At 36.3% G+C, this 24,009-nt stretch carries 23 protein-coding genes, 2 rRNA genes and 1 riboswitch (1 of these 26 cut by a window edge); of the genes, 7 read left to right on the top strand and 18 right to left on the bottom strand.

Annotated elements, in window-relative coordinates; translation table 11 throughout:
* The first annotated feature begins 28 nt into the window (after window positions 1–28).
* Window positions 29–232, top strand: coding sequence for a hypothetical protein (locus NTHER_RS00790; RefSeq protein ID WP_012446630.1), 204 nt, complete (start codon window positions 29–31; stop codon window positions 230–232).
* Between the two features lie 40 nt (window positions 233–272).
* Here NTHER_RS00790 and ligD read toward each other — a convergent pair whose 3' ends face one another.
* Window positions 273–1,199, bottom strand: a complete 927-nt coding sequence (gene ligD / locus NTHER_RS00785; RefSeq protein ID WP_158438186.1) for a non-homologous end-joining DNA ligase — start codon at window positions 1,197–1,199, stop codon at window positions 273–275.
* Window positions 1,200–1,341: 142 nt separating this feature from the next.
* Here ligD and NTHER_RS00780 point away from each other — a divergent pair, with 142 nt between their 5' ends.
* The gene (locus NTHER_RS00780) at window positions 1,342–2,325 is read left to right on the top strand and encodes an ATP-dependent DNA ligase (RefSeq protein ID WP_012446628.1); all 984 of its coding nucleotides are present in this window, start codon (window positions 1,342–1,344) and stop codon (window positions 2,323–2,325) included.
* A gap of 3 nt (window positions 2,326–2,328) precedes the next feature.
* On the opposite strand, the gene ku is transcribed toward NTHER_RS00780, so the two are convergent.
* The 4 genes from ku to NTHER_RS00760 all read right to left on the bottom strand — a co-directional run bounded on the left by ku (window position 2,329) and on the right by NTHER_RS00760 (window position 5,235).
* Entirely contained in the window at window positions 2,329–3,108 is a 780-nt protein-coding gene (ku, locus tag NTHER_RS00775) for a non-homologous end joining protein Ku (protein WP_012446627.1), read from the bottom strand.
* Window positions 3,109–3,211: 103 nt separating this feature from the next.
* Window positions 3,212–3,535, bottom strand: a complete 324-nt coding sequence (gene trxA, locus NTHER_RS00770; RefSeq protein ID WP_012446626.1) for a thioredoxin — start codon at window positions 3,533–3,535, stop codon at window positions 3,212–3,214.
* A gap of 26 nt (window positions 3,536–3,561) precedes the next feature.
* The gene (gene trxB, locus NTHER_RS00765; RefSeq protein ID WP_012446625.1) at window positions 3,562–4,491 is read right to left on the bottom strand and encodes a thioredoxin-disulfide reductase; all 930 of its coding nucleotides are present in this window, start codon (window positions 4,489–4,491) and stop codon (window positions 3,562–3,564) included.
* 111 nt (window positions 4,492–4,602) lie between these two features.
* Window positions 4,603–5,235 carry a YigZ family protein gene (locus tag NTHER_RS00760; RefSeq protein ID WP_414628109.1) on the bottom strand — a complete coding sequence of 211 codons (633 nt, stop codon included), beginning with the start codon at window positions 5,233–5,235 and terminating at the stop codon, window positions 4,603–4,605.
* A gap of 176 nt (window positions 5,236–5,411) precedes the next feature.
* Between NTHER_RS00760 and NTHER_RS00755 the strand changes: the two genes are divergently transcribed.
* Genes NTHER_RS00755 through NTHER_RS00745 form a run of 3 tightly spaced genes read left to right on the top strand, consistent with a single transcriptional unit; the run spans window position 5,412 to window position 7,946 of the window.
* Window positions 5,412–5,987, top strand: coding sequence for a flavodoxin family protein (locus NTHER_RS00755; RefSeq protein WP_012446623.1), 576 nt, complete (start codon window positions 5,412–5,414; stop codon window positions 5,985–5,987).
* Between the two features lie 49 nt (window positions 5,988–6,036).
* Complete coding sequence (locus tag NTHER_RS00750; RefSeq protein ID WP_012446622.1) at window positions 6,037–6,600, top strand: RNA polymerase sigma factor; 564 nt, start codon at window positions 6,037–6,039, stop codon at window positions 6,598–6,600.
* A complete protein-coding gene (locus NTHER_RS00745) occupies window positions 6,597–7,946 on the top strand; it encodes a hypothetical protein (RefSeq protein ID WP_012446621.1) in 1,350 nt (449 codons plus the stop codon). The genes NTHER_RS00750 and NTHER_RS00745 overlap by 4 nt, the downstream gene beginning before the upstream one ends.
* A gap of 81 nt (window positions 7,947–8,027) precedes the next feature.
* On the opposite strand, the gene NTHER_RS00740 is transcribed toward NTHER_RS00745, so the two are convergent.
* Window positions 8,028–9,809 (bottom strand): M3 family oligoendopeptidase, encoded by a 1,782-nt coding sequence (locus NTHER_RS00740; RefSeq protein WP_012446620.1) that lies wholly within the window; start codon window positions 9,807–9,809, stop codon window positions 8,028–8,030.
* A 181-nt stretch (window positions 9,810–9,990) separates the two neighbouring features.
* Between NTHER_RS00740 and NTHER_RS00735 the strand changes: the two genes are divergently transcribed.
* Window positions 9,991–11,301, top strand: a complete 1,311-nt coding sequence (locus NTHER_RS00735; RefSeq protein WP_012446619.1) for an FAD-dependent oxidoreductase — start codon at window positions 9,991–9,993, stop codon at window positions 11,299–11,301.
* 15 nt (window positions 11,302–11,316) lie between these two features.
* A complete protein-coding gene (locus NTHER_RS00730) occupies window positions 11,317–11,610 on the top strand; it encodes a ferredoxin family protein (RefSeq protein WP_012446618.1) in 294 nt (97 codons plus the stop codon).
* A gap of 129 nt (window positions 11,611–11,739) precedes the next feature.
* On the opposite strand, the gene nrdD is transcribed toward NTHER_RS00730, so the two are convergent.
* From nrdD to NTHER_RS00670, 12 genes are all read right to left on the bottom strand, one after another.
* Window positions 11,740–13,950: an anaerobic ribonucleoside-triphosphate reductase gene (nrdD, locus tag NTHER_RS00725; RefSeq protein ID WP_012446617.1), complete on the bottom strand. Its 2,211-nt coding sequence runs from the start codon at window positions 13,948–13,950 to the stop codon at window positions 11,740–11,742.
* Window positions 13,951–14,078: 128 nt separating this feature from the next.
* Window positions 14,079–14,618, bottom strand: a complete 540-nt coding sequence (gene nrdG / locus NTHER_RS00720) for an anaerobic ribonucleoside-triphosphate reductase activating protein (protein WP_012446616.1) — start codon at window positions 14,616–14,618, stop codon at window positions 14,079–14,081.
* A gap of 190 nt (window positions 14,619–14,808) precedes the next feature.
* Window positions 14,809–15,276 carry a 6,7-dimethyl-8-ribityllumazine synthase gene (gene ribH / locus NTHER_RS00715; protein WP_012446615.1) on the bottom strand — a complete coding sequence of 156 codons (468 nt, stop codon included), beginning with the start codon at window positions 15,274–15,276 and terminating at the stop codon, window positions 14,809–14,811.
* Window positions 15,269–16,507: a bifunctional 3,4-dihydroxy-2-butanone-4-phosphate synthase/GTP cyclohydrolase II gene (locus tag NTHER_RS00710; protein ID WP_012446614.1), complete on the bottom strand. Its 1,239-nt coding sequence runs from the start codon at window positions 16,505–16,507 to the stop codon at window positions 15,269–15,271. The genes ribH and NTHER_RS00710 overlap by 8 nt, the downstream gene beginning before the upstream one ends.
* Before the next feature lie 78 nt (window positions 16,508–16,585).
* Complete coding sequence (ribE, locus tag NTHER_RS00705; RefSeq protein ID WP_012446613.1) at window positions 16,586–17,305, bottom strand: riboflavin synthase; 720 nt, start codon at window positions 17,303–17,305, stop codon at window positions 16,586–16,588.
* Window positions 17,302–18,444, bottom strand: a complete 1,143-nt coding sequence (ribD, locus tag NTHER_RS00700) for a bifunctional diaminohydroxyphosphoribosylaminopyrimidine deaminase/5-amino-6-(5-phosphoribosylamino)uracil reductase RibD (RefSeq protein ID WP_012446612.1) — start codon at window positions 18,442–18,444, stop codon at window positions 17,302–17,304. Before ribD ends, ribE begins: the two co-directional genes overlap by 4 nt.
* A 98-nt stretch (window positions 18,445–18,542) precedes the next feature.
* Window positions 18,543–18,667, bottom strand: a riboswitch (FMN riboswitch).
* Between the two features lie 173 nt (window positions 18,668–18,840).
* Entirely contained in the window at window positions 18,841–19,782 is a 942-nt protein-coding gene (locus NTHER_RS00695; RefSeq protein WP_012446611.1) for a glycine betaine ABC transporter substrate-binding protein, read from the bottom strand.
* Window positions 19,783–19,836: 54 nt separating this feature from the next.
* Window positions 19,837–20,682 carry an ABC transporter permease gene (locus NTHER_RS00690; RefSeq protein WP_012446610.1) on the bottom strand — a complete coding sequence of 282 codons (846 nt, stop codon included), beginning with the start codon at window positions 20,680–20,682 and terminating at the stop codon, window positions 19,837–19,839.
* Entirely contained in the window at window positions 20,669–21,778 is a 1,110-nt protein-coding gene (locus NTHER_RS00685) for an ABC transporter ATP-binding protein (RefSeq protein ID WP_012446609.1), read from the bottom strand. The genes NTHER_RS00690 and NTHER_RS00685 overlap by 14 nt, the downstream gene beginning before the upstream one ends.
* 81 nt (window positions 21,779–21,859) lie before the next feature.
* Window positions 21,860–22,510 carry an ABC transporter permease gene (locus tag NTHER_RS00680; protein WP_012446608.1) on the bottom strand — a complete coding sequence of 217 codons (651 nt, stop codon included), beginning with the start codon at window positions 22,508–22,510 and terminating at the stop codon, window positions 21,860–21,862.
* Between the two features lie 231 nt (window positions 22,511–22,741).
* Window positions 22,742–22,858: ribosomal RNA gene (gene rrf, locus NTHER_RS00675) — 5S ribosomal RNA — on the bottom strand.
* Window positions 22,859–22,983: 125 nt separating this feature from the next.
* Window positions 22,984–24,009 (bottom strand): 23S ribosomal RNA (locus NTHER_RS00670); it runs 2,105 nt beyond the window's last position.

Below are 24,009 nucleotides of genomic sequence, written 5' to 3'. Positions count from 1 at the left end.
TTATTCTCTATATGGAGGTGTATTAAATATGTATAAAAATATGTTGCATAAACACCCCCCGTTCAAAAATATGAAACCTCCTTATAAACATGAGGTTGACAGCTTTTTTCTGGATAGAGTAGATGAAATTGAATTAGCTTACCATCCTTTTGATTTGCCTATGAAAGGTTGGTGGTCAAATAAATGGTCACCTGAAGAGGGTAGCAATATTAGCCAGGATAATTCAAGATGATATGTCAGATTATAACATATAATCTTCTCACAAGAATATATTAGCAAAAGTTTAATTTTTGTTTATTCTCTAAGATGGTTTTAAATACATCGCCGGTATTTTTCATCCGAGCTCCTACAGATAGCACATCATACTGTCGGGATGTTTCAATATTCGCCAGTTCCTCCCAGTTAACCGGAACCGACACATGAGCGCCCTTGTTGGCTCTAGGGCCATAAATAGCAGAAATTGTTTTACCTTTTGCATTTTGCAAATAATCCAGATAAACCTTATGAGAGGGACGCTGATTTACTTTGCGCTCAATCGTTGCAATATCAGCATGGTGATCCAAAACCTGCAAACATACTTTATGAATGAATTCTCGGATTTCTTGATAAGTATATTTGGGATAAAAAGGTACAAATATTTGTAAGCCACTAGAGCCTGTCAGCTTGGGATAACCTGTTATCTCAAGCTGATTTAAAATTTTTTTGATACTGAAAGCTAGAGTTTTAACTTGATAAAAGTCAGCTTGGGGCATGGGATCTAAGTCAAAAACACCAAAATCCGGATAATCTAAAGACTCTACACTTGATAACCATGGATGAAGTTCTACAGCCGCTAAATTCCCCAGCCATACCAAAGTTGCTGGATGATCTACAACTAAATAGTCTATAACTTGTCTTTCTCTTTCTTTATTTTTAGTCGGAATTGTAATTGTTTTTAACCAGGAAGGTGAATTACCTGCTTTCTTAATATCTTTCTGATAAAATCCTTCCTTATGCACACCTTCAGGGAACCTAGTTATAACCAAAGGACGATTTTTTAAATGGGGCAATATATAAGGTGACATATCAAGAAAGTATTTGATTAAGTCATATTTTGTAATATCTTTTTCTGGCCAGATAGGTTTTAATAAATTAGTTAACACAACTTCGCGTCCGTGGACATCTAAGGTTTGACTATTGACCATATATCTCAAATTCACCACCTATTTCTACTATTAATACCTGAATCCAAGTCCAAGATATATCAAACTTAAGCATTTTTTAGTGAAATGAAATTTAACAGTTATCAACATTCAACTTTAATATAGCTATATTAAAACTATATCACTAGGGGTGGTAGCAATGGAGTTTTTTCAAATCCAAGCTATGGAGCCAATACCTAGACAATCAGTACCTACAGGAGATGATTGGTTCTATCAAATAAAATGGGATGGAATTAGAATCTTAACTTTTTTTGATGGAAATTCCATTAAACTTAGAACTAAAAAAGGCTTTAAAAGAACAACTGAGTACCCAGAATTAAATGAACTAACTAAAGAGTTCGGAAATACCACTTGGTTATTAGATGGAGAAATAATTGTCGCAAATCAAACAGACAAATCAGACCACCCCAAATTTATTACAACCAATGAATCCTGTGAGGAAGTTGGAGCTAATTTTTTTCATGTCCTTAAAAGAGATAGAACCAAGAATCCAACCCAAAAGCTTTTAAAAACTTTCCCCGTGCGGTATAAAGTTTTTGATCTATTAATGATTGATAATCAGTGGCTAGTAAATGAACCCTTTATAAAAAGGAGAGAATTACTCAACAAACATTTTAATAATAACAAGTTCTTACAAATAATTCGTTCTTATTCAGATGGATTAAGTCTTTTTAATATTACTAGCCAACAAAACCATGAAGGTATTGTGGCAAAAAAAAGTAATTCAATTTATCATCCAGGAAAAAAACACAGTGAGTGGTTTAAAATAAAACACCTCAAGTATTTACAAGCTTATTTAGGAGGCGTAATAGTCAAAGAAAACCAAATAAAAAGTTTATTACTAGGACAAAAAAGTGATCTGGCTGATTACAAACTAAACTATATAGGAAGGGCTAGTACTGGCCTTACTCAAAAAGAGTTAAATATGTTAAAAGATTTTGCTTTTAAGAATAGAGTCTCTAACTCTCCCTTTGGCAACCTATCTAAGGTGGATTTAGAACTAGCTGATTCTAAAGAATCTGTAGTTTTTTTGTCTCCACAATTAAAGCTACAGGTAAAATATACTAATTGGACTCCAGGAGGAAATCTACGGCATCCTGTTATAAATGGTTTTATAATTTGAGCTCTATCCGGATTTTTCTTTGACTAAGTCAACACTTTTTTCTAATGCCTCCATCAAATTGACAACACGTTCGTCTTTAGGTCTCTCTGGAATTGTTACATCTTCATCATGAATTTTAGCCTTAATTAAATCCATGAGATGCTCACGGTATTCGTCCTGATAGTTCTCTGGTTGAAATTCCCCTTCTAAACTGTCAACTAATTGTCCAGCCATCTCTAATTCCCTTGACATGACCTCTGGCTGCTCTTCAATCTCTAGTTCTTCTTTAGGATTTCTGACTTCATCAGGGAAATACATAGTTTCTAAAGTCAAAACTTCGTCATAAATTCTAATACAAGATAAATTAGACTTGGATCTAATTACAACTTTACAAACTGCAACTTTTCCCTTTTCTTTCAACACTTGTTTCAATAGTTGGTATGGTTTTTCACCTGTTTCTTGAGGTGTCAAATAGTAAGTTTTATCATAGTAAACTGGATCTATTTCTGATAAATTTACAAATTCAACAATGTTGATAGAACGTGCTTCCTCCTGGGGCAATGCCTCAAAGTCTTCATCTTCTAGTACTACAAACTTACCTGGTTCATATTCATAACCTTTGACTATTTCTTCATAAGGCACTTCCTTTTTACAGTTTGAACAAACTCTTTTATATTCTACGGGAGCATTACAGTCCCTGTGGAGGTATCTAAATTTTACATTCTTTTTTTCGGTAGCAGCGTACATTTTCACAGGAACGTTAACTAAGCCGAAACTAATTGCTCCTTTCCATAAAGGTCGCACTATCTTAAACCTCCAATTTTTTAGTCTTACTGTTAGCATTCAACGTAACTAATAAAATAATACAAAAAAACCCGTCCTAAAGACGGGTAAGTCAATTAATTGATTAAATATTTTCTTCTATTTTGTTTTGCAGTTCTTCACGTGGTAAGTAACCTACTACCTGTTCCTGAACTTCTCCATCTTTAATCAATACCATTGTTGGAATACTCATAACACCGTAATCACTTGCAGTATCTGTGTTTTCATCAACATTTACTTTACAAATTTTAATTTTTCCATCCATTTCTTCTGCAAGCTCTTCTAATACTGGGGCAACCATTTTACATGGACCGCACCAAGGAGCCCAAAACTCAACTAATACAGGTTTATCAGCTTCCAGTACCTGCTCCTTAAAGTTTGTATCATTCACTTCTAAAATTTTTGACATATTAATCTCTCCTTCCATTTTTAAAATTATGATAATAATTTTTCAGCGTGAAAAGCAGCAATTGCTCCATCAGAGACAGCAGTAACTATCTGTCTCAATTCTTTTTTTCTGACATCACCAACAGCAAAAACACCCTTCAAATTAGTCTCCATTGTTTCACTTGTAACTAAATAGCCATCTTCTAAATCTAATTGATTTGAAAGAAAATCTGTATTAGGATGAGCGCCTACATAAACAAATATTCCTTGACAATTTAGTGTCTCACGAGCCTGGGTGTTTACATCCTCCACCAATAGAGATTCCACTTTTTGCTCGCCTTGAATTTCCTTAACAACTGTATTATATTTTATTTCTAAATTTTCACAATCAATAGCTCTTTTCTTAAGATACTCTACTGCCCTCAACTGATCCCGTCTGTGAATTAAAGTGACTTGACTGGCTAGTCTACTGAGATAAAGAGCAGATTCTACTGCCGAATCTCCGCCTCCAACTACAGCAACATTTTTGTTTTTAAAGAAAGCTCCATCGCAAATAGCACAATAAGAAACCCCTCGACCCTTTAGGTTCTGTTCCCCAGGAGCCGATAATTCAGTAGGGCTTTCACCTGTGGCAATAATTACAGATTTTGCTTTATAGACTTCATCTCTTGTTTTGATCATTTTTTCAGATCCAGAAAGATTTGTTTCAATGACTTCTCCCATTTTTAGCTCGGTCCCGAACCTTCGGGCTTGTTTTTCTAATTTTTGTGCCAATTCTACTCCAGTAGTTCCGTCCGGAAATCCGGGAAAATTATCTACCTCTTCAGTGTTTAATAATTGTCCTCCTGGAGCCATGCGTTCAATCATCAGAACCTTTAATCCTGCTCTTGTGGCGTAAATTGCAGCGGTCAGACCTCCGGGGCCACTACCAATGATTGCTACATCATAAATATTTTCCCGATCAAATTGATCCGTCATTACATGCACCTCCTGATACCCCTGGGGGTATTTTGATTGTAACTGTATTTTTTCCTATTGTCAAATGCTATGCTAAAAGTTAGGCGATTCAATTCATATGTAAGCGACAATTTACAAGTATAACTGTTTTGTTTCCCAAATTCGGCCTTGACCAGCTGTCATATTTTCAACAAAGTTTGTAAATTCTTGAACCTGATTTTCTGGAACTGCTACCATTAAGCTGACTTTTTCCATAAATTCTGTATTTCTCAAGAGCCAGTTTGTCCTTTCACCAATTTCATTTTGAATTTTTCCCAATTGTGAGTAATCAACTTCTATTTTAAGTTCACTATGTAAACTCCTTGTTACAATACCGGCTTGTTCTACACCCTCTTTAGCACTGTTACTATACGCTCTAACCAATCCACCAGCCCCTAGTTTGATACCTCCAAAATATCTTGTGACTACTATTGCCAAATTCTTTAGATTTTGATTTTCTATTACATCTAAAACTGGTTTACCGGCAGTACCGCTTGGCTCCCCATCATCACTTTGACGCTTTATATCTGACTTTAAACCCACTCGATAGGCGTATACGTTGTGGGTAGCATCACTGTGTTGTTCCTTAATAGTATTTACAAATTCTTGGGCCTTTTCTTCGCTATCAACTGGGGCAACATATGAAATGAACCTTGATTTCTTAATATATAATTCAACTTCGGAGTTTGATTTTACTGTGTTATAACTCGTTACCAATTTTATCACCTATCTTTTATTTTTCATTTTATTATAATTAATTTTAACATTTTGATAGAATTCCGTCAGTCTGAGATGCTAATTTATATATTCCATATATAAAAATGTTTTCCTTTAATTCTCTGAAAAGAATTCTTTTTATATTATATAACATGCGTTATACTTTAAATGGGGGTGTAGAGGATATGCAAATCTCTATTTTCTCAGGAAGTCCTAGAAAGACGGGAAATTCTAGTATTATAGCATCAAAATTAGAACAGGAATTTACAAATCTTAATAATAAAGTTACCTGTGATATAATTAAAGTATCAGATTTAAATATTTACCCTTGTACAGGCTGTGAAAGTTGCAGCAACACTAGCCGTTGTGTAATCCAAGATGATATGCTTGAAATTTATAAAAAAGTGCAATTAAGTGATGTGATTGTTTTCGTAAGTCCTATTTATTTTGGAAGTATTACAGGACAATTAAAAATTCTTATCGATAGATTTCAGCCTTTTTTTGCCGCTAAATATCTTAGAAAACAACCTATTATTCCTTCTTCAAATAACAAAATAGCTTCTCTGATTGCTGTCTCAGGTATGGATAAACAGAGATTTTACGAAAACGCACAGGAAATTATTAAGGTCTTTTGTATAAACTCTAACATTAAATTAGGACCTGGCCTATACCTGGGCGGGGTAGACTATGCCGGTGAAATTAATGATAAACCACTCTTAAAAAATAAAGTATCGGAGTTGGCACAACTTTTAATAGATTAGTGTCGTCTTATAATGATGCCAGCTCCTTGTAAGAAAGGATGATTTCCAATTGAAGGAGCTGTCAAAACAACAATTGGCGGAATTAATATCAAAAGCTAGTCATAATGAACAAGCTTTTGAACAGCTATACAATTATTTCTTTCCAAAAATTTATCAATACATTTATTATCGAGTAAATAATAAAGAAGTAACAGAGGATCTTGTATCTGATATTTTCCTTAAAGTTTTACGAAATTTGAAATCTTTGAAAAAGCCCGAAGATTTTCAAAGCTGGATATATTCTATTGCACGTAATGCCCTGATAGATTACTACAGAAAAAAGGGTAGAAAAAAAGAAGAGGCTTCTGAAGCTATATCCGATGATGAAACAGTTCTGATAGATACACCCGAAGATCATGTATTACTAGAAGAACATTCAAAAGAAATTTTTAAACTCCTTGAAATTTTATCTATAGAACAACAGGAAGTTATTCAATTAAGATTTGTAGATGAATTGAAAATTAAAGAAATTGCCAAAGTATTAGATAAAAGTGAAGGAGCTATTAAAGGTCTTTTATATCGCGGACTAAATAAACTATCCCGCCACCTAGACAGTAAGGAGGTGCAATCATGAGCACCGACGGTAAAAATAATAACAAAAAGCAAGATTTAAATACACAAAATAACTGTGACATCATCACCAATGAAATCAAAGAAGAGATAAAAGATTTAAATGAACAAGAACTTGAATTAGTCAAGAATTTATCGCAAATAACTCCGTCCCAATCTAGTCCTGACTCAGATTTTCAGGAACAATTAAAACAACAATTACTTGAAGAACATAGAGCATTAAATAAGCACCGTAGTTCTACTAATTTTTTCTCTTCTATTTTACATTTCCATAAGTACAAATTTATTGGTGCTACTGCGGCAGCTTTTTTAGCTTTTATTATCGGATTCGGATTATTTGCTCAAGATAATTACAACGATTTTTATTTTACCGCTCAAGAAGAAGAAAAAGAATCCATGGAGTTAACAAAAAAGGATGATGAAGAAACAGAAGTAAAAGAAGAAGCTGATGATGAGGGAAAGTCTCAATTAGAATTTGATAAAGATGATGAAAAAACTGACATAAATATAGCACGTGATACTAAGGACCTTCCTGAGACCAAAAAAACAGAACAAGAAACTGAACAATCAACTGTAGAGCCCAAGGAAAAGGATAAAGAAAAAAACATTGCCGAAATAGAAAAAAGCGAACAAGACGAAGCTGAACAAGAGTTTCACATTACCAAGGAAGGAGATAATAAAGAGAAGGAAAAATCAGAGGAACAAGAAACTGAACTTTTCACAGCAAAAACAGATGATCAATTAACACAAGAGTTGGAATCAATACTAGAAGAAATGCCAGAATCCTTCCCTATTTATGAAACAGATAAACAATCAATAGAAATTAAGGATTTGAAAGATAATTTTTCGTATATAGTAGCTAAAGAAGATTTCCCTCTAACCCGAAAAGCAGTCGAAAATTCTGTGGAAAACTTAGTGCAAGATTATCAAGAAAGTGATAATCTACAAATGCATGTTTCGGTAGAAAAAGTGGACATTGAGAAAACTGATGATAAAGAAAAAAACAGTCTAAAGAACGAATCAGAGTTAAAAATTTTCAATTTAGCTATTGAACACAAGACAAAGGACAATTTTTCTATTATTCTCGATCGAGATAATTATCTAGTAGTTACTTCAGACGGTGATATCACTGATGGGTACTTAACACAATTGGCTGATTTAAACAAAGTATCAAGAGAATCTACCAAAGAATTAAAACAATTAAAAGAAAAAATCACTGATAAAGGGTTTGCTGTAGGACAAATCAAAACGGGTTATCAGTTGAAAGATGGTCATAAATTAGTTCCTATTTTATACGAAGAAGCTAACGGTAGACCCAGGGAAGATAAAATAATTGCACTTGTTCCATAAAAAATCAACAATTATAAAAAGTGGGGGTCCATTTTAATGGACCCCCACTTTTATTTGATGGACATTTAAAAGATTAATTTATCAATCTTTTAAAATTGAATTTAATTTGTCAACATCAGCAATACAATTAGCAACTGCTTCTTCCCAAAAATCTGGTTTAGTCAGATCAGTACCCATATGTTTCCAAGCTAGCTCTTCCACTGTCATACTACCCGTATCTTTTAACAATTTCTTATAAATTTCCGGAAAATCTTCAGGCGAATTCTTGTATAGAGCATAAATTCCCATACTGAATAAATAACCAAATGTATAAGGAAAATTATAGAATGGAACCTTGGTCAAATAAAAGTGTAGTTTAGTAGCCCAAAACCTGGGATGCCAGTGGTCAAGGGAGTTCAAGTATGCCTTCCTTTGAGCTTCAACCATTAATTGATTTAGCCTATCTACATCTACCGGGCCAGCTTCCCTTTCCCGATAAAAAGAAGTTTCAAATAAAAATCTGCTATGAAGATCCATGAAAAAAGCACAACTTCTGCTTATTTTATCATCTAACAAAGTTATCATTTCTTCTTTACTCTGGCTAGCCTCTATTGCAGCATCTGAAACCACCTGTTCAGCAAAAGTAGATGCAGTTTCGGCCAGGGTCATGGGATATTTGGCAGAAAATGAAGGTAATTCCTTTAATGTCCATTGATGATAAGCATGGCCTAGTTCATGGGCTAAGGTTGCTACATTTCTAGAAGTACCTGAATAAGTCATAAATATTCTGCTTTCACCACTCATAGGGAAAGTAGCACAGAAGCCTCCCGGACGCTTATTTGCACGATTTTCTGCTTCAACCCATCTGTTAATTAAAGCCATTTCTGCAAAATCAGCCATTTCCTGGCTCACTTTTTCAAATTGATCAATAATAAATTGAGCACCTTCCCCGAACTCTATCTGAGAGTCATCACTAGAAAGAGGGGCATTTCTATCAAACCAGCCGAACTTTTCCAAATTTAAAAACTGCTTTTTATTCTCATAATAATCAGTGAAAGTTTCTTTGTATTTGGAAATAGTATCCCACATAGTTTCAATGGTTTTTTGGGAAACTCTATTAATAGTCATAGCTTCATACAAAAAATCATCCCAATGACGGTGTTTATACAAATTTAAGCGATAACCGGCAAGGTGATTTAAAGTATTGGCAATTAAGTGTTCTTTATTTTGAAAAGCTTCCTCTATTTTTTGCCCTATTTCAAATCGTACATTTTGATTAGGGTCAGACAATAAATTATGGGCTTGGCCTACAGAAATTATTTGGTCTTGATATTGAATTTCTATATCGCCTATTATAGTATGATATAATTGTCCCCATCCATGGTAACCGTCTACAGCCAGGTCAGCTGCTAATTTTTCTTTATCTGGTGCCATTTTATTCTTACCTTTAGCTCGAAGTTCTTCCATAAAGAATTTAATAGGATTAATTTCTTGAGAGTTTATAAGTTTTTGCCAATCTTCTTCCCAAAACTCTTGTACAATGGATTCTAAATCAATCATAACTGCCTCTAATTTGGCCTCAAGCTGGCCAAGATATGCTTCTAGTCGCTGGGCTTCTTTATCTGTTTGGTCTTGACTAACCAAACATCTAATAAAAGCTCCAACTTCTCTCAATTTATCTCGAGTATCCTGACATGATTGTACTAGATTGGAAACTGATTTGGTATCAACTATTAATTCTGAAGATTTATTGGCTAAATCTTTTAGTTCCTGTTCTAATTCAGACATCATTTCTTTTAATTGGTAAGAGTCGCTTCCTCCTGAGAAAATTTTATTTAAATCCCAGGTTAAACTTAATTTGTCATGATCATCTAGCCTATTCATAGCTTATACCTCCTGGAATAAGTATATAATTCATAATATTGTTTAAATTCTATAATTATAGCTGCAAACCTTCATAAGTTGGTGTTAAAATTTAATCTTATGTACACACTAATAATGAAGATGAAATCTCAACACAATAACAACTACAACTAATCAAAAAATTGGCAGGTGTTTAGTTACTATGAAGGAATATTACGATGCTATAGTAGTAGGAGCAGGTCCAGGAGGCTCTAGTGCAGCTTATCATATGGCTCAACAGGGATTAAATGTAGCTTTATTCGAAAAAGGTAATAAACCTGGTGACAAAAATGTTTATGGTGGTACAATTTATCGCAGATCAACCCAGGAAGCTTTTCCGGGTTTTTGGGAAGAAGCTCCCCTAGAAAGGACAGTCATCACTGATGAAGTCTGGTTTTTAGAACATGATTCAGCTGTCAAAATGGGATTTACTGGTTTAGAATTTAAAAAACCGCCTTATAATAAATTTACTGCTCTTCGATCCAAATTTGATAATTGGCTAGCTGAACAAGCTAAGGATGTAGGAGCAGAATTATATACAAACACTTTAGTAACTGATCTATTATATCAAAAGGGTTTCTTGGCTTCAGGAAAGCGTATCAAAGGCGTCAAACTTTATGATGGTACACAAATAAAAGCTGGTGTTGTAATATTAGCTGAAGGCGTGAATGCTCCTCTAGCGCATCAGGCGGGTTTAAGAAAAAAATTACCCACTAATGCCTTTACTCTTTATACATGTGAAACTCTTGCTTTATCTCCTAAAACCATTGAAGAACGCTTTGAATTGGAATCAGGTGAAGGAGCCACTATTGGTTTTGCAGGATTCCCTACTAGTGGTAGTTCAGGTAAAGGTGGTTTGTGGACGAATCATGATAACCTTTCGATTATCGTTGGTGGGCGTTTAAACGAAATGGTTTCAAAACAGCTCAATCCTCACCATATGCTAGAGCGCTTTAAATCACATCCTCTCATAAAACGCCTACTTCATGGAGCCGACTCTTTGGAATACAAAGCTTATATGATACCAAAAGGTGGTTATAGTCTGATGCCTAAACTTTTTAGTGATGGAGTACTTATTGTAGGAGATGCAGCTATAATGATTAGTGGTCGTCGAGGTACAGATTTGGCTATGATATCAGGTAAAAAAGCCGCGGAAACGGTAGTTCAAGCTAAAGCTCGGGAAGATTTTTCAAAAAAATCTTTAGCAAATTACAGCCATAAACTTAATCAACAATTTTTTATGAAAGACATCAAAAGTAAAACCAAGGAAAAAGATTACTATCTTAAACATCCTGATGCAGATTATCTTGTTAACAGTCTCATGAATGAAATAGCTTATGAGTTTTTCACTGAAGATCTCAAGGAACAAAATGAAAAACAAAAATTACTTTTTAGTAAAGTTTATCAAAAACAGCTACCTATAAAATCTTTTGTAGATTTAATTCAGGGTATCAATCATTGGAGATTTGGTTAATTGGAGGTTTATTGCATGGATTCTCGCAATTTAAATTTAAGAGATATGGTACAGTTTGTTACTATAGTTCCTGATAGTCAAACCCATATTTATTTAAAAGAGCCAAATTTATGTGCTGATAAGTGCGACCTTAAACCTTGTACTTATATTTGTCCTTCCCATGTTTACTACTTTGATGATGATAATCAACAAACATTAATTGATTATAAACGATGTATAGAATGTGGCGCATGTATCTATGCCTGCCCCCTTGAAAATATTGATTGGCACTTTCCACGCCCGGGATATGGTATCTTTTACAAATATTAATGCTATTAAAGTTAAGTAATTTACTTTTAAGAAAAATTAAAACCAGATAACAGAATGGGTTTTGTTTTGCTAAGCCTACTAAATTAATAAGGTTCCCCATAGAGTTTCTGGGGAACCTTTCACTAGTTTTTAATTTTGATCATCTTTTGTTTGAAAACCCTGTAGATGACTGACTCTATTTAAACATTCATGATATTTACCATCATTAAAACCAGAAGTTTTTCCTTCCCCCTCTTCATCGGGGATTTCTTCTAAAACACCCAAATAACCTGTAACTCTTCTTACTCTTTGAATTCTACGTGAACCACAAACAGGGCATGTCTCCGAATCTATCACTCCATTATTTGCACAATTTAAGCACTGATCTACAGGAAAGTTAACAGAAAAGTATCCACAGTCATTATCCATAGCAGCATTTACTAGCTGTTCAAAGGCATCTATATTGCCTTTAGGAGCAGCATCTAATTCTACGTAATTAATATGACCTGCAGGAGTATATTTGTTAAAAGCTGATTCCTTTCTAATTTTTTCATAAGCGCTTATAGAATACTCAACAGGAATATGGAATGAATTAGTATACCATTCTTTATCAGTAACCCCTTCTATCTCTCCAAAGGTCTCTCTGTCAAGCTCTGTAAACCTGCCGGACAGTCCTTCGGCTGGAGTAGCTAAGAGACTGAAATTAAGGTTGTACTGTTCAGACGCTTTTTTACAAATATTGTCCATAAATTCAACAATTTGCAATCCCTTTTTAAAGGCCTCTTCGGATTCACCATGGTGCTCACCTATCATGGCCTTTAATGCTTCTGCGAGTCCAATAAAACCAATGGATAAAGTCCCATGTTTCAAAGCTTCTTCTAAAGTCTCTTCTGACTCAAAGTCTTCACTATCCATGTAAAGTCCTTGCCCCATAAGAAAAGGAAATTCTTTGGCCTTTTTATTTTTTTGGATTTTAAATCTATCATATAATTGATCTGCAACCAACCAAATAGTGTCTTCTAACCGTTGATAAAAATCACTCGGACAGCTTGTTTCCAAAGCTATCCTAGGTAAATTAATAGAAGTAAAAGAAAGGTTACCTCTACCTTCAGTAACTTCAGGGCCTCTTCTGTTTGATATCACCCGAGTCCTACAGCCCATATAAGCTACTACTTGAGGATCTTCTTCCCTATAATAAAAGGGTGCATTATAAGAGGCATCCTGATTAGAATAGTTTGGGAACAAACGCTCACAAGAAACTTCATGAGCCAAGCGGCGCAAATCGTAATTTGGATCCCCTGGTTCTTTGTTCACTCCAGTTGCCAAGGAAAAAATTAAATTAGGGAAAATTGGTGTTTCCCCTCTACCCAAACCTTTCTTATATACTTTCAGTAGCATTTCGCTAATCAAACGACCCCATGGGCTAGTATCAAGCCCAAAATTAACAGAAGTAAAAGGCACTTGAGCACCTGCTCGACTGTGCATAGTATTAAGATTAAACACAAAAATTTGCATAGCCTGATAAGTCCGCTTTTTCACCTGTTCCCATGCCTTATCATCGATATTTTCTGAGATTCCTAATTGGGAAAGCTCATTTTTAATCTTATCAAAAGTAATTTTTACATAAGGTGCCAGAGAAGAGTCAAAGGTGGCAAATGATTGCCCACCATGTTGATCATTTTGATTGGACTGGAACACTATACAACTAAGAGATGCCGCTGATTCGATTGATTTTGGCGTGGTAATCCAACCATGTCCTGTATTAAATCCTTCTGCTAACAGTCTATCTAATGGAATTTGAAGACATGTGGTTGTTCCAATAGCAGCAAAATCGGCATCATGTATATGTATATACCCATTTCTGTGAGCTTGAGAGTGTTCATTTTTGGCAAAATGATTTAAATACACTTCTTTCATGGCTTCAGAGCCACCTTTTAACATTTTGCCCATGGGAGCATCGCCATTCACATTGGCGTTTTCTTGGTCCCTGGTTTCTAATACTTTTAATAGCTCTTTCATTAATTTGGTATCTGCTTCTCTAATTCTATCCCGGTCGTTTCTATAAATGACATAAGCCCTAGCAACTTCATAGTGACCGGTATCCATAAGTGAATTTTCCACCATCTCTTGGATTTGTGGTACTGTGGGCTTGTCTACTCCATGTTTAGTTAATTTATTGATAACTTGATATGTCAAAGAAAGGGCAAGGGAATGATCTTCTTTGTCAATAGCCTTAAGAGCTTTTTTGATTGCATTGGTTATTTTTGAAGGGTCAAAGGGTTGTTCACGGCCATCCCTTTTCACAACCTTTGTAGGCATCTTAGAAACTTCAGTAACTAAAGCAACATCCTTATGTTCCATTAATACATCTCTCCTTTATTTAGTTAACTTATCTAAATCTATTTTCTATGTGTCCAATGAATTCTATCATATTTATATATACCATTCCCATTTCAAAAAAACCTTCAAACTATTGTCTCATAAAATTACTAGGACTTTTCGTAGTATTTATTCAAAATAACAGGATTATTTTCAATAATGCTATTCTTGACATCTAGTATCCTTTGATTGAGGGAACCTCTGAAATTTAAATCTCTTTGTTTTTGCTCTTCTAGATAAGGTCCATCAATTAGAATATCTACATGAGATAGTAAATTCTTCTTATCCATGTCATTTTTAAGTTCTTCAAAATAAAAACCAGAATAAGCTACTATAGTATAGTTCAACTCCTTTAATTTAACTGCCAATTTATGAAAGGATTTAGCTTGAAAAAAGGGATCTCCCCCTGTAAAAGTAACAATTCCAGACAATGGATAATTTTTTAAATCTGTTAGTATTTCATCAATCCTCCACTCTTCTCCGGCATTAAAGTCGTGAGTCTCTGGATTATGACATCCAGGGCATTTATGGGCACAACCCTGAGCAAAAATAACATAACTAATTCCTCCAGGGGCATTGACCACACATTCAGGAATTATTCCTGCTATTTTTATTATGTTGTGATTTTCTTGGTCTATATTTTCATCCATTATATTTACTCCTTTCATGTATAAGCTAACACATATATAATGATACGCTTAACTCACATTTTAATCAAGAAGAGGAACTAATCTTCCTATCTTTGGAAGACTAGTTCCTCTCATTCAATACCTGGCTTTCCTTAAAACATATTATATTAGCTAAAATATCGAAAAATCTACTGTCTTTAATGGTTTCTCTTTAATATAACTGCTTATACAGGTTCGCCATTTCTATAGCCGAACAAGCTGCATCATATCCTTTATTTCCAGCTTTTGTACCAGCTCTTTCAATGGCTTGGTCAACAGTATCAGTAGTCAACACACCAAATATCACAGGTACATTACTATCTAAACTTATTTTAGCAACCCCTTTACTAACTTCACTGGCTACATAATCAAAGTGGGGTGTATCTCCTCTGATAACAGCCCCTAAGGAAATAACAGCATCATACTTGCCAGAATTAACAACCATTTTCGTAGCTCCTGGTATCTCAAAACAACCCGGGACCCAAATTACTCCTACATTATCTTCATCTCCACCATGTCTTTTAATGGAATCCATGGCGCCTCCCAGTAGTTTATTAGTAATTAATTCATTGAACCTAGATACTACTATTCCGATTTTAAGACCTTCAGCTTTTAGTTGACCTTCATAAATTTTACTCATAATAATTTTCCTCCTTGTTGTCATTTTGTTGCTGGACATTTAATATATGTCCCAGTTTGTCTTGCTTAGTTTGTAAATAACATTTATTGTGAGGTGTAACCTCAGCCTCCAAGGCTAATCTCTGTTCCACTTCTAGGCCATAGCCTTTTAAACCAATAATTTTCTTGGGGTTATTAGTCATCAATAAAATCTTGGTTAGTCCTAGATCTTTTAAAATTTGAGCACCAATTCCGTAATCTCTTAAATCAGCAGGAAAACCTAACAGTTCATTGGCTTCCACAGTATCCTTCCCCTGATCTTGAAGTTCATAGGCCTTTAATTTATTTGCCAGACCAATGCCACGACCTTCCTGACGCATATAAAGTACTACTCCTACACCTTCCTCTTCTATTTTCTGCATAGCGCTAGCCAATTGATCTCCACAATCACATCTCATTGACCCTAGAACATCACCGGTCAAACATTCCGAATGCACTCGAACCAAAACCGGCTCCTTTTCTTTATCAGGTTCACCTTTAATTATTGCCAAGTGATGCTCTCCAGAAATTGTATCTTGATATAATTTTCCTTGAAACTCTCCGTACTTTGTTGGTAAATTAATATCAGCAACTGCTTCGATAAGCTGTTCTGAGTTTCTCCTGTAAGAAATTAAGTCGGCAATTGATATAATTTTAAGGTCGTGCTCTCTAGCAAATTGTTCTAATTCAGGTAACCTGGCCATAGTTCCATCATCAGACATTATTTCACATATAACACCAGCGGGGTAACAACCTGCTAAATAAGCCAAGTCAATAGCAGCCTCTGTATGGCCGGCCCTCTTTAGAACACCACCCTGACGAGCCGCAAGAGGAAATATATGCCCAGGCCTATTAAAATCCTCTGGTTTGCTGTCTTCTTTTATTAATTTAGTAACTGTCATTGCCCTTTCGTAGGCAGATATGCCTGTATGACAATCTTTATAATCTACCGATACTGTGAAAGCCGTTCCCATTTCATCGGTGTTGTCATTTACCATCAAAGGAATGTCGAGCTCCTGTAACCTTTCCTCCTTCATCGGCATACAGATAAGGCCTCTTCCGTACTTAGCCATAAAGTTAACTGCCTGGGGAGTTGCTTTTTCTGCGGGAATTACCAAGTCACCTTCGTTTTCTCTATCCTCATCATCAACTACGATGACCATTTTTCCATTTTTTAAATCTTCCAGTGCTTCTTTAATGGTACTTAAAGTCATTTATATTCACCCCTCTTGTATCAAGGTTAATTAATTATTCTAGAACTCAATTGCCTCTTGAGTTTGATAGTGGAACTGTTAATAACCAAGCTCTCTTAAGCGATTAATATCAATCTTGGAATCAATTTTGGCTTTTTTATCAGAAGTACCAGTTGTGCTGGCAGAGCCATTATCTTGTTTTTCCTGAAACAGTAATTTTTCTACATACTTTCCAATAATATCTACTTCAATATTTACATAATTACCCACTTGTCTTGTCTCTAAGATTGTATTTTCTTTAGAGTGCGGAACTATACTTACAGAAAAGCCATCACCTTCACAGGCCACTATGGTTAAGCTAATTCCATCCACCGCTATAGACCCTTTTTCTACGAGATACTTTTGGATATTTCGTTCATTTTCTTCAACAACTTGAAAGTTAAAAATTTCAGCATTTCCTTCGTGTTTTCTAGAGATCACTTTCGCTACACCGTCAACATGACCTGATACAAAATGACCACCTAAGCGATCACTGAGTCTAAGTGCTCGCTCTAAATTAACCCAACTATTAGTTGTAAGGTATCTTAGATTGCTTCTACGCAGAGTTTCGGGCATAACATCAGCCACAAAGTTATTTGTTCCTACTTTAGAAACAGTTAAACATACACCATTTGTGGAAATACTATCACCTAATTTAATATCATCCATTATTTTTTCAGCTTGAATATTCAAACTAATAGAATTTGGGCCTTGATTAACAGACAATACTTTTCCAACTTCTTCTACAATGCCGGTAAACAAGTTACCACCTACTTTCATCTTTGGTTTTCTAGAAATGGATACGCTTCAATCCTGATAGAATCACCAAAATATTCATATTCCATATTATTTAACATCACGCTGTCTTTTAGCGCTTGAAAACCTTTTCCACCAACCGGTGTAGGTGAGTTAGTACCTCCAATTACCAAGTTCCCGAGATAAACAATATACTTATCATAGTAATTAGCTTCTATTAAAGATCCATGAAGAGTTTCTCCACCTTCAACAAGCACGCTATCTAGCCCTCTTTGACCCAAAAGTTTCACCAGTTCAAATATATCCACTTTTCCTGTAGAAGTTTGGGGCAAGTAAAGTACTTCTCCTCCTAAATTTTCAATCTGTTTAGCAATTTCCATTTCTTTTGATTTGTGCTTGATTTCTTCTGAGGTAGCTATAATAGTTGGAGTCTCAGAAATTTTTTCTAATACTTTGCTTTGTAAAGATAATCTGAGATGAGAATCTACAACGATTCTTACTGGGTGCTGTCCAGGGTAATTAGGATGCCTACATGTTAGGAGAGGGTCATCAGCTTTTACAGTTCCGATTCCCACCATAATAGCCGCTACTCTCGCCCTAAGTCGATGAGTGTCAAATCTGGCTTTTTCCGATGTAATCCAACGAGAATCACCGGTATGAGTAGCAATCTTTCCATCTAAACTCATCCCCCATTTGCCAATCATATAAGGCAAACCTGTTACTATATATTTTCTGAATATTTCATTTTGCTTCTCAGCTTCAGCTTTTTTTAGTCCAACTTCTACTTTAATTCCTGCTTGCCTTAATTTTTTAACACCTTTTCCTGCCATTTTTTCGTGTGGATCTAGAGAAGCAATTACAACCCTTTTAACACCAGCTTCAATAATTTTATCTGTGCATGGAGGTGTTTTCCCGTAATGACAACAAGGTTCAAGGGTAACATACATTGTCGTTCCCGAAGCTTCTCTACCGGCTTTTTCTAAAGCAACAGCTTCTGCGTGAGGCCCTCCTAATCTACCATGATAACCTTGGGCAACTATATCATCGTTCTTTACTAGTACTGCACCTACTAGGGGATTAGGATTAGTTTTCCCCCAACCTTTCCAAGCTAAATCCAGCGCCCGATCCATGTACTGGCGGTCCTTTTTTATCCAGTTATCCATTTATCGCACCCTTTCTTATAAAATAAAAAATCTTCCCTGTACCCCCAGGGAAGATCGGTTACTGATCGTACTAAGATGCTAATCAGCAGTTTCCAATCTTAAACCTTCTCCCATCCAGACTTTTACTGTCGGCTTCGGAATTTCACCGAATCAACCTCTTAACATCAAGAGGCTCGCGGGCTCTACCGCCGGTCGGGAATCTCACCCTGCCCTGAAGGTATCAGATATTCATTCATTTGTTTTTTTATTTTACTCTATTTACATCAAAATGTAAAGGGCTATTCCACTTAGGAATAGCCCTAATCTTTTAATACACTTTTTAGAGTTGTATTAAAGTTCCATGTAAGTTTTACAGTATCAACAAATAAATTTAACAGCGCTTAATTTAAAAATTCATTATTCGGAAATCAAACCCTCTTCAACTAAATATTCTTCGGCTGCTTCCTCTGGTTGATAGCCATCAATATCAACCTTAGCATTTAATTGTTGCATTGTTTCATTATCAAGACGTTCAGTCAATTTTGCTAAAATATCTTCTAACTCCGGATGTTCATCCAAGACTTCTTCTCTTACATTAGGTGCCGCATTATAAGCCGGATGAAAGCCTTTATCGTCTTCTAAGGTTATCAAATCATATCCATCGATCCTGCCATCAGTCATAAAACCCATACCAACAGGTGCTTCCCCATCTCGTACAACTCCGTAGATAATGCCCGGTTCCATGATATCCACATCTTCAAATTCAAATCCGTATGTTTCTTCGACTCCTTCCATGCCATCATCTCGAGTGGCATATTCCTCATTACTAGCTAAAACCCATTCTCCTCCAGTGGGTGGGGTTTCTCCTTCATTAACAGCTTCAGCTAAATCGCTCATAGATTGGATACCGGCTTCTTCAGCATAATCTTCTCTCATAATTAATGTATAAGTATTATCAAGTCCCGCATAATCAAGCCAAACGACTCCGTTCTCTTCCAGATCTTCTTCTTTAACAGCTTCATAGCACTCTTCACTGTCTGTGATAGCCTCATCGTGACCCAGGTGAGAAATTAAAGCTGTTCCCGTGTATTCCCATTTCACATCAACTTCACCATCTAAAAAAGCATCTCTCAATATTGCAGTACCAGATAAACCTGTATTGTCAATCACATCATAACCTTCTTCTTCCAATAGTTGAATAGTGAGCTGACCTAGTATCAATTGCTCTGTGAACTCCTTGGAACCTACGGCAATAACAGCATCTCCGTCTTGCTGAACCTCCCCATCTTGACCACAACCTACACCAACCAACATCATACTTAGGATAACTAAAGTTATCGCTAGATTCTTCATTTTCATCCTTTTCCCCCTTATCCATTTTTAATGTTTGAAAGAAGTTGAAACAAATTGTAACTAATTTTCGTCGACCTCGTCCTCATCATAAGCTTCTTGAGTTAAATATCTTTCTAAGGTCCCTATCAAATTATCAAGCAACAAAGCAAATAGTGCTGCTAATACTGCCCCTTGATAAACAAGTTGAATACGCCTCATGGATAACCCAGCATTAATGATTTCTCCAAGAGCCCCGGCTCCAATAAAGGTGGCCAGGGTAGCTGCTCCCGTACAAATGACTACTGAAGTCCTTATCCCTGCCATAATAACAGGTAGCGCTAAGGGAAATTCTATTTTTATAAAAATCCTATAAGGTGTCATACCCATTCCCCTAGCGGCTTCCAAGATTTCCGGATCTACACTTTTAATTCCAATAGAAGTGTTCCGAAGTATAGGCAGAAGCGAATATAACCATAATGCAAATAAAGCTGTAAGTAATCCTGTCCCCATAAAGTAATATGCTAAACCTAAGATAGCTATGCTAGGAACAGTTTGACCCACATTGACAGGGTTATCTACAAAAGGAGTGAGCCATCTAAAGGTGGGCCGGGTAATTAAAATACCTAAAGGAACACTTGTTAAGATAGCTCCTAAAGTAGCAAGTCCAACTAGAATTATATGTTCATAAAGTAATCCACCAATTCTTTCATATGACAACCACCCTTCTGCTAAACTATCAACAGGATTTTGAACATTAATAACCGTATAAACAGTTCCCAAAGTTATATACAAGATCGGAATAAGTATATGAGAGTACTTTGTTAATATTACTTTAATCTGTCGAGATCGAGTCCTACTTTCACCTTTATCTTGGATTTCGACTTGACGGTGGTTAAGTTCAGATTTTGTGTTTTTATTGACTGTCATTAGAACTCACCGCCTTAAAAACATCGTCAACAGTAATAACCCCCAGGCATTCATTTTGCCCATCCATTACCGGAACGTGATAGACACTCTGATTAAGCATTACTGATAAGGCTTTACTTAAATCATCATTTTTATTTAATACTTGTTCATAAGGTTTTTTAAAATCTTTTATCTTACCCGAATTTACCCCTCTCAAATCGAGATCAGTAACATAACCTGTAACATGACCATTATAATCTTTTAATAAAGCTATATTAATATTGCTATCAAGATGTTGTTTTATTTCCTCAATATCCGAATTCTCTTCTAAGGAGACTACTTGATTAATAATAGCGTCGTTTATTTTTACTAAAGATAAACTTTTAACCGCTCGATTACTGCCAACTAATTTTTCAACAAACTCGTCTCTTGGATTTTGTAATATTTTTTTTGGAGAATCATATTGAACAATTTGTCCTTCCCTCATGACTGCAATCTTATCTCCCATTTTTATTGCTTCATTAATATCATGGGTCACAAAAATAATTGTCTTTTTCATTTTTTCTTGTAATTCTAAAAATTCATTTTGTAACCTGGCACGGGTAATTGGGTCAACAGCAGCAAAAGGTTCGTCCATTAACATTATCGGTGGATTAGCAGCCATTGCTCTGGCAACTCCCACCCTCTGTCGTTGTCCTCCGCTAAGTTTAGAGGGACGTCTTTGTTTATAAATATCAGGATCTAATCCCATTAAGACCATTAGCTCATTAACACGTTTATCAATTTCCTCTTTTGGCCACTTTTTTTCATAAAGAACTGTGGCGATATTATCTGCAATTGTCATATGAGGAAACAACCCAATTTCCTGAATTACATAACCAATATTCAATCTTAGTTCAATAGGGTCTAGGTCATAAATATCTTGATTATCTACGTAAATATTTCCTTTAGTAATTTCATAAATTCTATTAACCATTTTCATAGTTGTGGTTTTTCCACATCCTGATGGACCGACTAACACAGTAATTTCACCTTCAGAGACTTCCATGTTTAAATTTTTTACTGCAGGATTGTCTGCATTCGGGAAAGTTTTGCTAACATCCTCAAATTTAATCATATAACCAAACCTCCTGTACCTTCTCCTATCTCTTTTTCAATATAATTCCTTTAATTCAATTTTCACTATCAGCGAAAATTATTAACTTTGTCTCGCTATCACCTTTTGTTCTAGCCAACTAAGGAGTAAATCTAAAGCTATTGCCAATATTGATACTCCAATAGCACCAGCTAAAATCATAAACGGGAAATCCCTAGATATACCTCTAAAAATAAAATCACCTAATCCTCCAGCACCTATCAAGCTAGCGATTGCTCCAATACCTACTACCATTACAACAGCTGTTCGGATTCCTGCAATTATTACAGGTAATGCTAAAGGTATTTTGATTTTCAGTAATATTTTTCTCTCCGACATCCCCATACCTTTAGCTGCTTCCAATACGTTAGCATCGAGTTCGTTTATACCAGTATAAGTATTTCTAACTATAGGTAATAAAGAGTAAAGCACTAAGGCTACTATACCTGTCGTTGGACCTATACCAAACAATGGGAAAATAATAGCAATCATAGCCAAACTAGGAATTGTCATTAGAATTTGAGTTACAGTCAAAATTATGTTTGCTAAACTTTTATAATAAGTAGAAACCAACCCCAAAATAACACCAATAATTATCGATATAATAGCAGTAATTAAAATTAATCGAGTGTGCTCGTAAAATAAATTCAAAAACATATCCTGCCGGTCAACTAAATACTGCCAAAACTCTAATATAGAGGTGCTAATCCCCATAAATCCACCTCCGATAATAATACTTTACTTTTTATAACATATTTTATCATTTTACGACATTTATCGCATGATCCGATTACCTCTTTGACTAACAATTTATCACTTTTTTAAACTTCTGTCAATTTATTTATATGCTATTACATTTTTTGCGAGACTTCTCACTAACACGTCTATGTATAAAAAAAGCAGTTTATTAAAACTGCTATCCTATAAAAAACAACATATAAAAAAGCCCGGCAAAGACCTACTCTCCCAGGAGCTCACGCTCCCAGTACCATAGGCGCTGGAGGACTTAACTACTGTGTTCGGCATGGGAACAGGTGTGGCCCCTCCGCAATTTTCACCGGGCTTACTTTAGACTTTAATCAAATTTAAAATTTTAATCTCAAGCTTAAGTAAATATTCCAGTTGTAAACCTAGAACTATTTATTTAAACTTAAGTTTGTTCTTTGAAGACTGCACATTGAGAATAGAGGGTCAAGGCCTCGACCTATTAGTACCGGTCAGCTAAAGGGATTGCTCCCCTTACACCCCCGGCCTATCGACCAGATCATCTATCTGGGGTCTTACCCTGGACGAGCGCCAGGCTGGAGACCTCATCTTGTGGAGGGCTTCGCGCTTAGATGCCTTCAGCGCTTATCCCGTCCGGACGTGGCTACCCAGCGGTGCCCTTGGCAGGACAACTGGTACACCAGGGGTCCGTCCGTCCCGGTCCTCTCGTACTAGGGACGGCTCCACTCAAGTCTCCTACGCCCGCGACAGATAGGGACCGAACTGTCTCACGACGTTCTGAACCCAGCTCACGTACCGCTTTAATGGGCGAACAGCCCAACCCTTGGGACCTACTTCAGCCCCAGGATGCGATGAGCCGACATCGAGGTGCCAAACCTCCCCGTCGATGTGGACTCTTGGGGGAGATAAGCCTGTTATCCCCGGGGTAGCTTTTATCCGTTGAGCGACGGCCCTTCCACACGGAACCGCCGGATCACTAAGCCCTACTTTCGTACCTGCTCGAGATGTCTCTCTCGCAGTCAAGCTCCCTTGTGCCTTTGCACTCTGCGCGCGATTTCCAACCGCGCTGAGGGAACCTTTGGGCGCCTCCGTTACTCTTTGGGAGGCGACCGCCCCAGTCAAACTGCCCACCTGACACTGTCCCGGAACCGGATTACGGTTCGCGGTTAGAATTTCAGTACTGGAAGGGTGGTATCCCACGGATGGCTCCACCGAGGCTTGCGCCCCGGCTTCTACGCCTCCCACCTATCCTGTACATCCAATACCAAAACCCAATGTCAGGCTGCAGTAAAGCTCCACGGGGTCTTTCCGTCTAGTCGCGGGTAACCTGCATCTTCACAGGTATTTCAATTTCACCGGGTCCCTTGTTGAGACAGCGCCCGAGTCGTTGCGTCTTTCGTGCGGGTCGGAACTTACCCGACAAGGAATTTCGCTACCTTAGGACCGTTATAGTTACGGCCGCCGTTTACTGGGGCTTAGGTTTGAAG

This window comes from Natranaerobius thermophilus JW/NM-WN-LF, assembly GCF_000020005.1.
Lineage (GTDB): Bacteria > Bacillota > Natranaerobiia > Natranaerobiales > Natranaerobiaceae > Natranaerobius > Natranaerobius thermophilus.
Note: the sequence above shows the minus strand (reverse complement) of the source record. Positions and strands in the feature narration are given on the sequence as shown.

Coding starts and splice junctions, on each gene's coding strand:
- NTHER_RS00790 (WP_012446630.1), top strand. CDS start 29: ATGTATAAAAATATGTTGCATAAACACCCCCCGTTCAAAAATATGAAA.
- nrdG (WP_012446616.1), bottom strand. CDS start 14,618: ATGGATGAAAATATAGACCAAGAAAATCACAACATAATAAAAATAGCA.
- NTHER_RS00745 (WP_012446621.1), top strand. CDS start 6,597: ATGAGCACCGACGGTAAAAATAATAACAAAAAGCAAGATTTAAATACA.
- ribD (WP_012446612.1), bottom strand. CDS start 18,444: ATGGATAACTGGATAAAAAAGGACCGCCAGTACATGGATCGGGCGCTG.
- NTHER_RS00685 (WP_012446609.1), bottom strand. CDS start 21,778: ATGATTAAATTTGAGGATGTTAGCAAAACTTTCCCGAATGCAGACAAT.
- NTHER_RS00695 (WP_012446611.1), bottom strand. CDS start 19,782: ATGAAAATGAAGAATCTAGCGATAACTTTAGTTATCCTAAGTATGATG.
- NTHER_RS00730 (WP_012446618.1), top strand. CDS start 11,317: ATGGATTCTCGCAATTTAAATTTAAGAGATATGGTACAGTTTGTTACT.
- NTHER_RS00780 (WP_012446628.1), top strand. CDS start 1,342: ATGGAGTTTTTTCAAATCCAAGCTATGGAGCCAATACCTAGACAATCA.
- NTHER_RS00680 (WP_012446608.1), bottom strand. CDS start 22,510: ATGGGGATTAGCACCTCTATATTAGAGTTTTGGCAGTATTTAGTTGAC.
- NTHER_RS00755 (WP_012446623.1), top strand. CDS start 5,412: ATGCAAATCTCTATTTTCTCAGGAAGTCCTAGAAAGACGGGAAATTCT.
- nrdD (WP_012446617.1), bottom strand. CDS start 13,950: ATGGAACATAAGGATGTTGCTTTAGTTACTGAAGTTTCTAAGATGCCT.
- NTHER_RS00710 (WP_012446614.1), bottom strand. CDS start 16,507: ATGACTTTAAGTACCATTAAAGAAGCACTGGAAGATTTAAAAAATGGA.
- trxB (WP_012446625.1), bottom strand. CDS start 4,491: ATGACGGATCAATTTGATCGGGAAAATATTTATGATGTAGCAATCATT.
- NTHER_RS00740 (WP_012446620.1), bottom strand. CDS start 9,809: ATGAATAGGCTAGATGATCATGACAAATTAAGTTTAACCTGGGATTTA.
- ribE (WP_012446613.1), bottom strand. CDS start 17,305: ATGAAAGTAGGTGGTAACTTGTTTACCGGCATTGTAGAAGAAGTTGGA.
- NTHER_RS00735 (WP_012446619.1), top strand. CDS start 9,991: ATGAAGGAATATTACGATGCTATAGTAGTAGGAGCAGGTCCAGGAGGC.
- ribH (WP_012446615.1), bottom strand. CDS start 15,276: ATGAGTAAAATTTATGAAGGTCAACTAAAAGCTGAAGGTCTTAAAATC.
- NTHER_RS00690 (WP_012446610.1), bottom strand. CDS start 20,682: ATGACAGTCAATAAAAACACAAAATCTGAACTTAACCACCGTCAAGTC.
- trxA (WP_012446626.1), bottom strand. CDS start 3,535: ATGTCAAAAATTTTAGAAGTGAATGATACAAACTTTAAGGAGCAGGTA.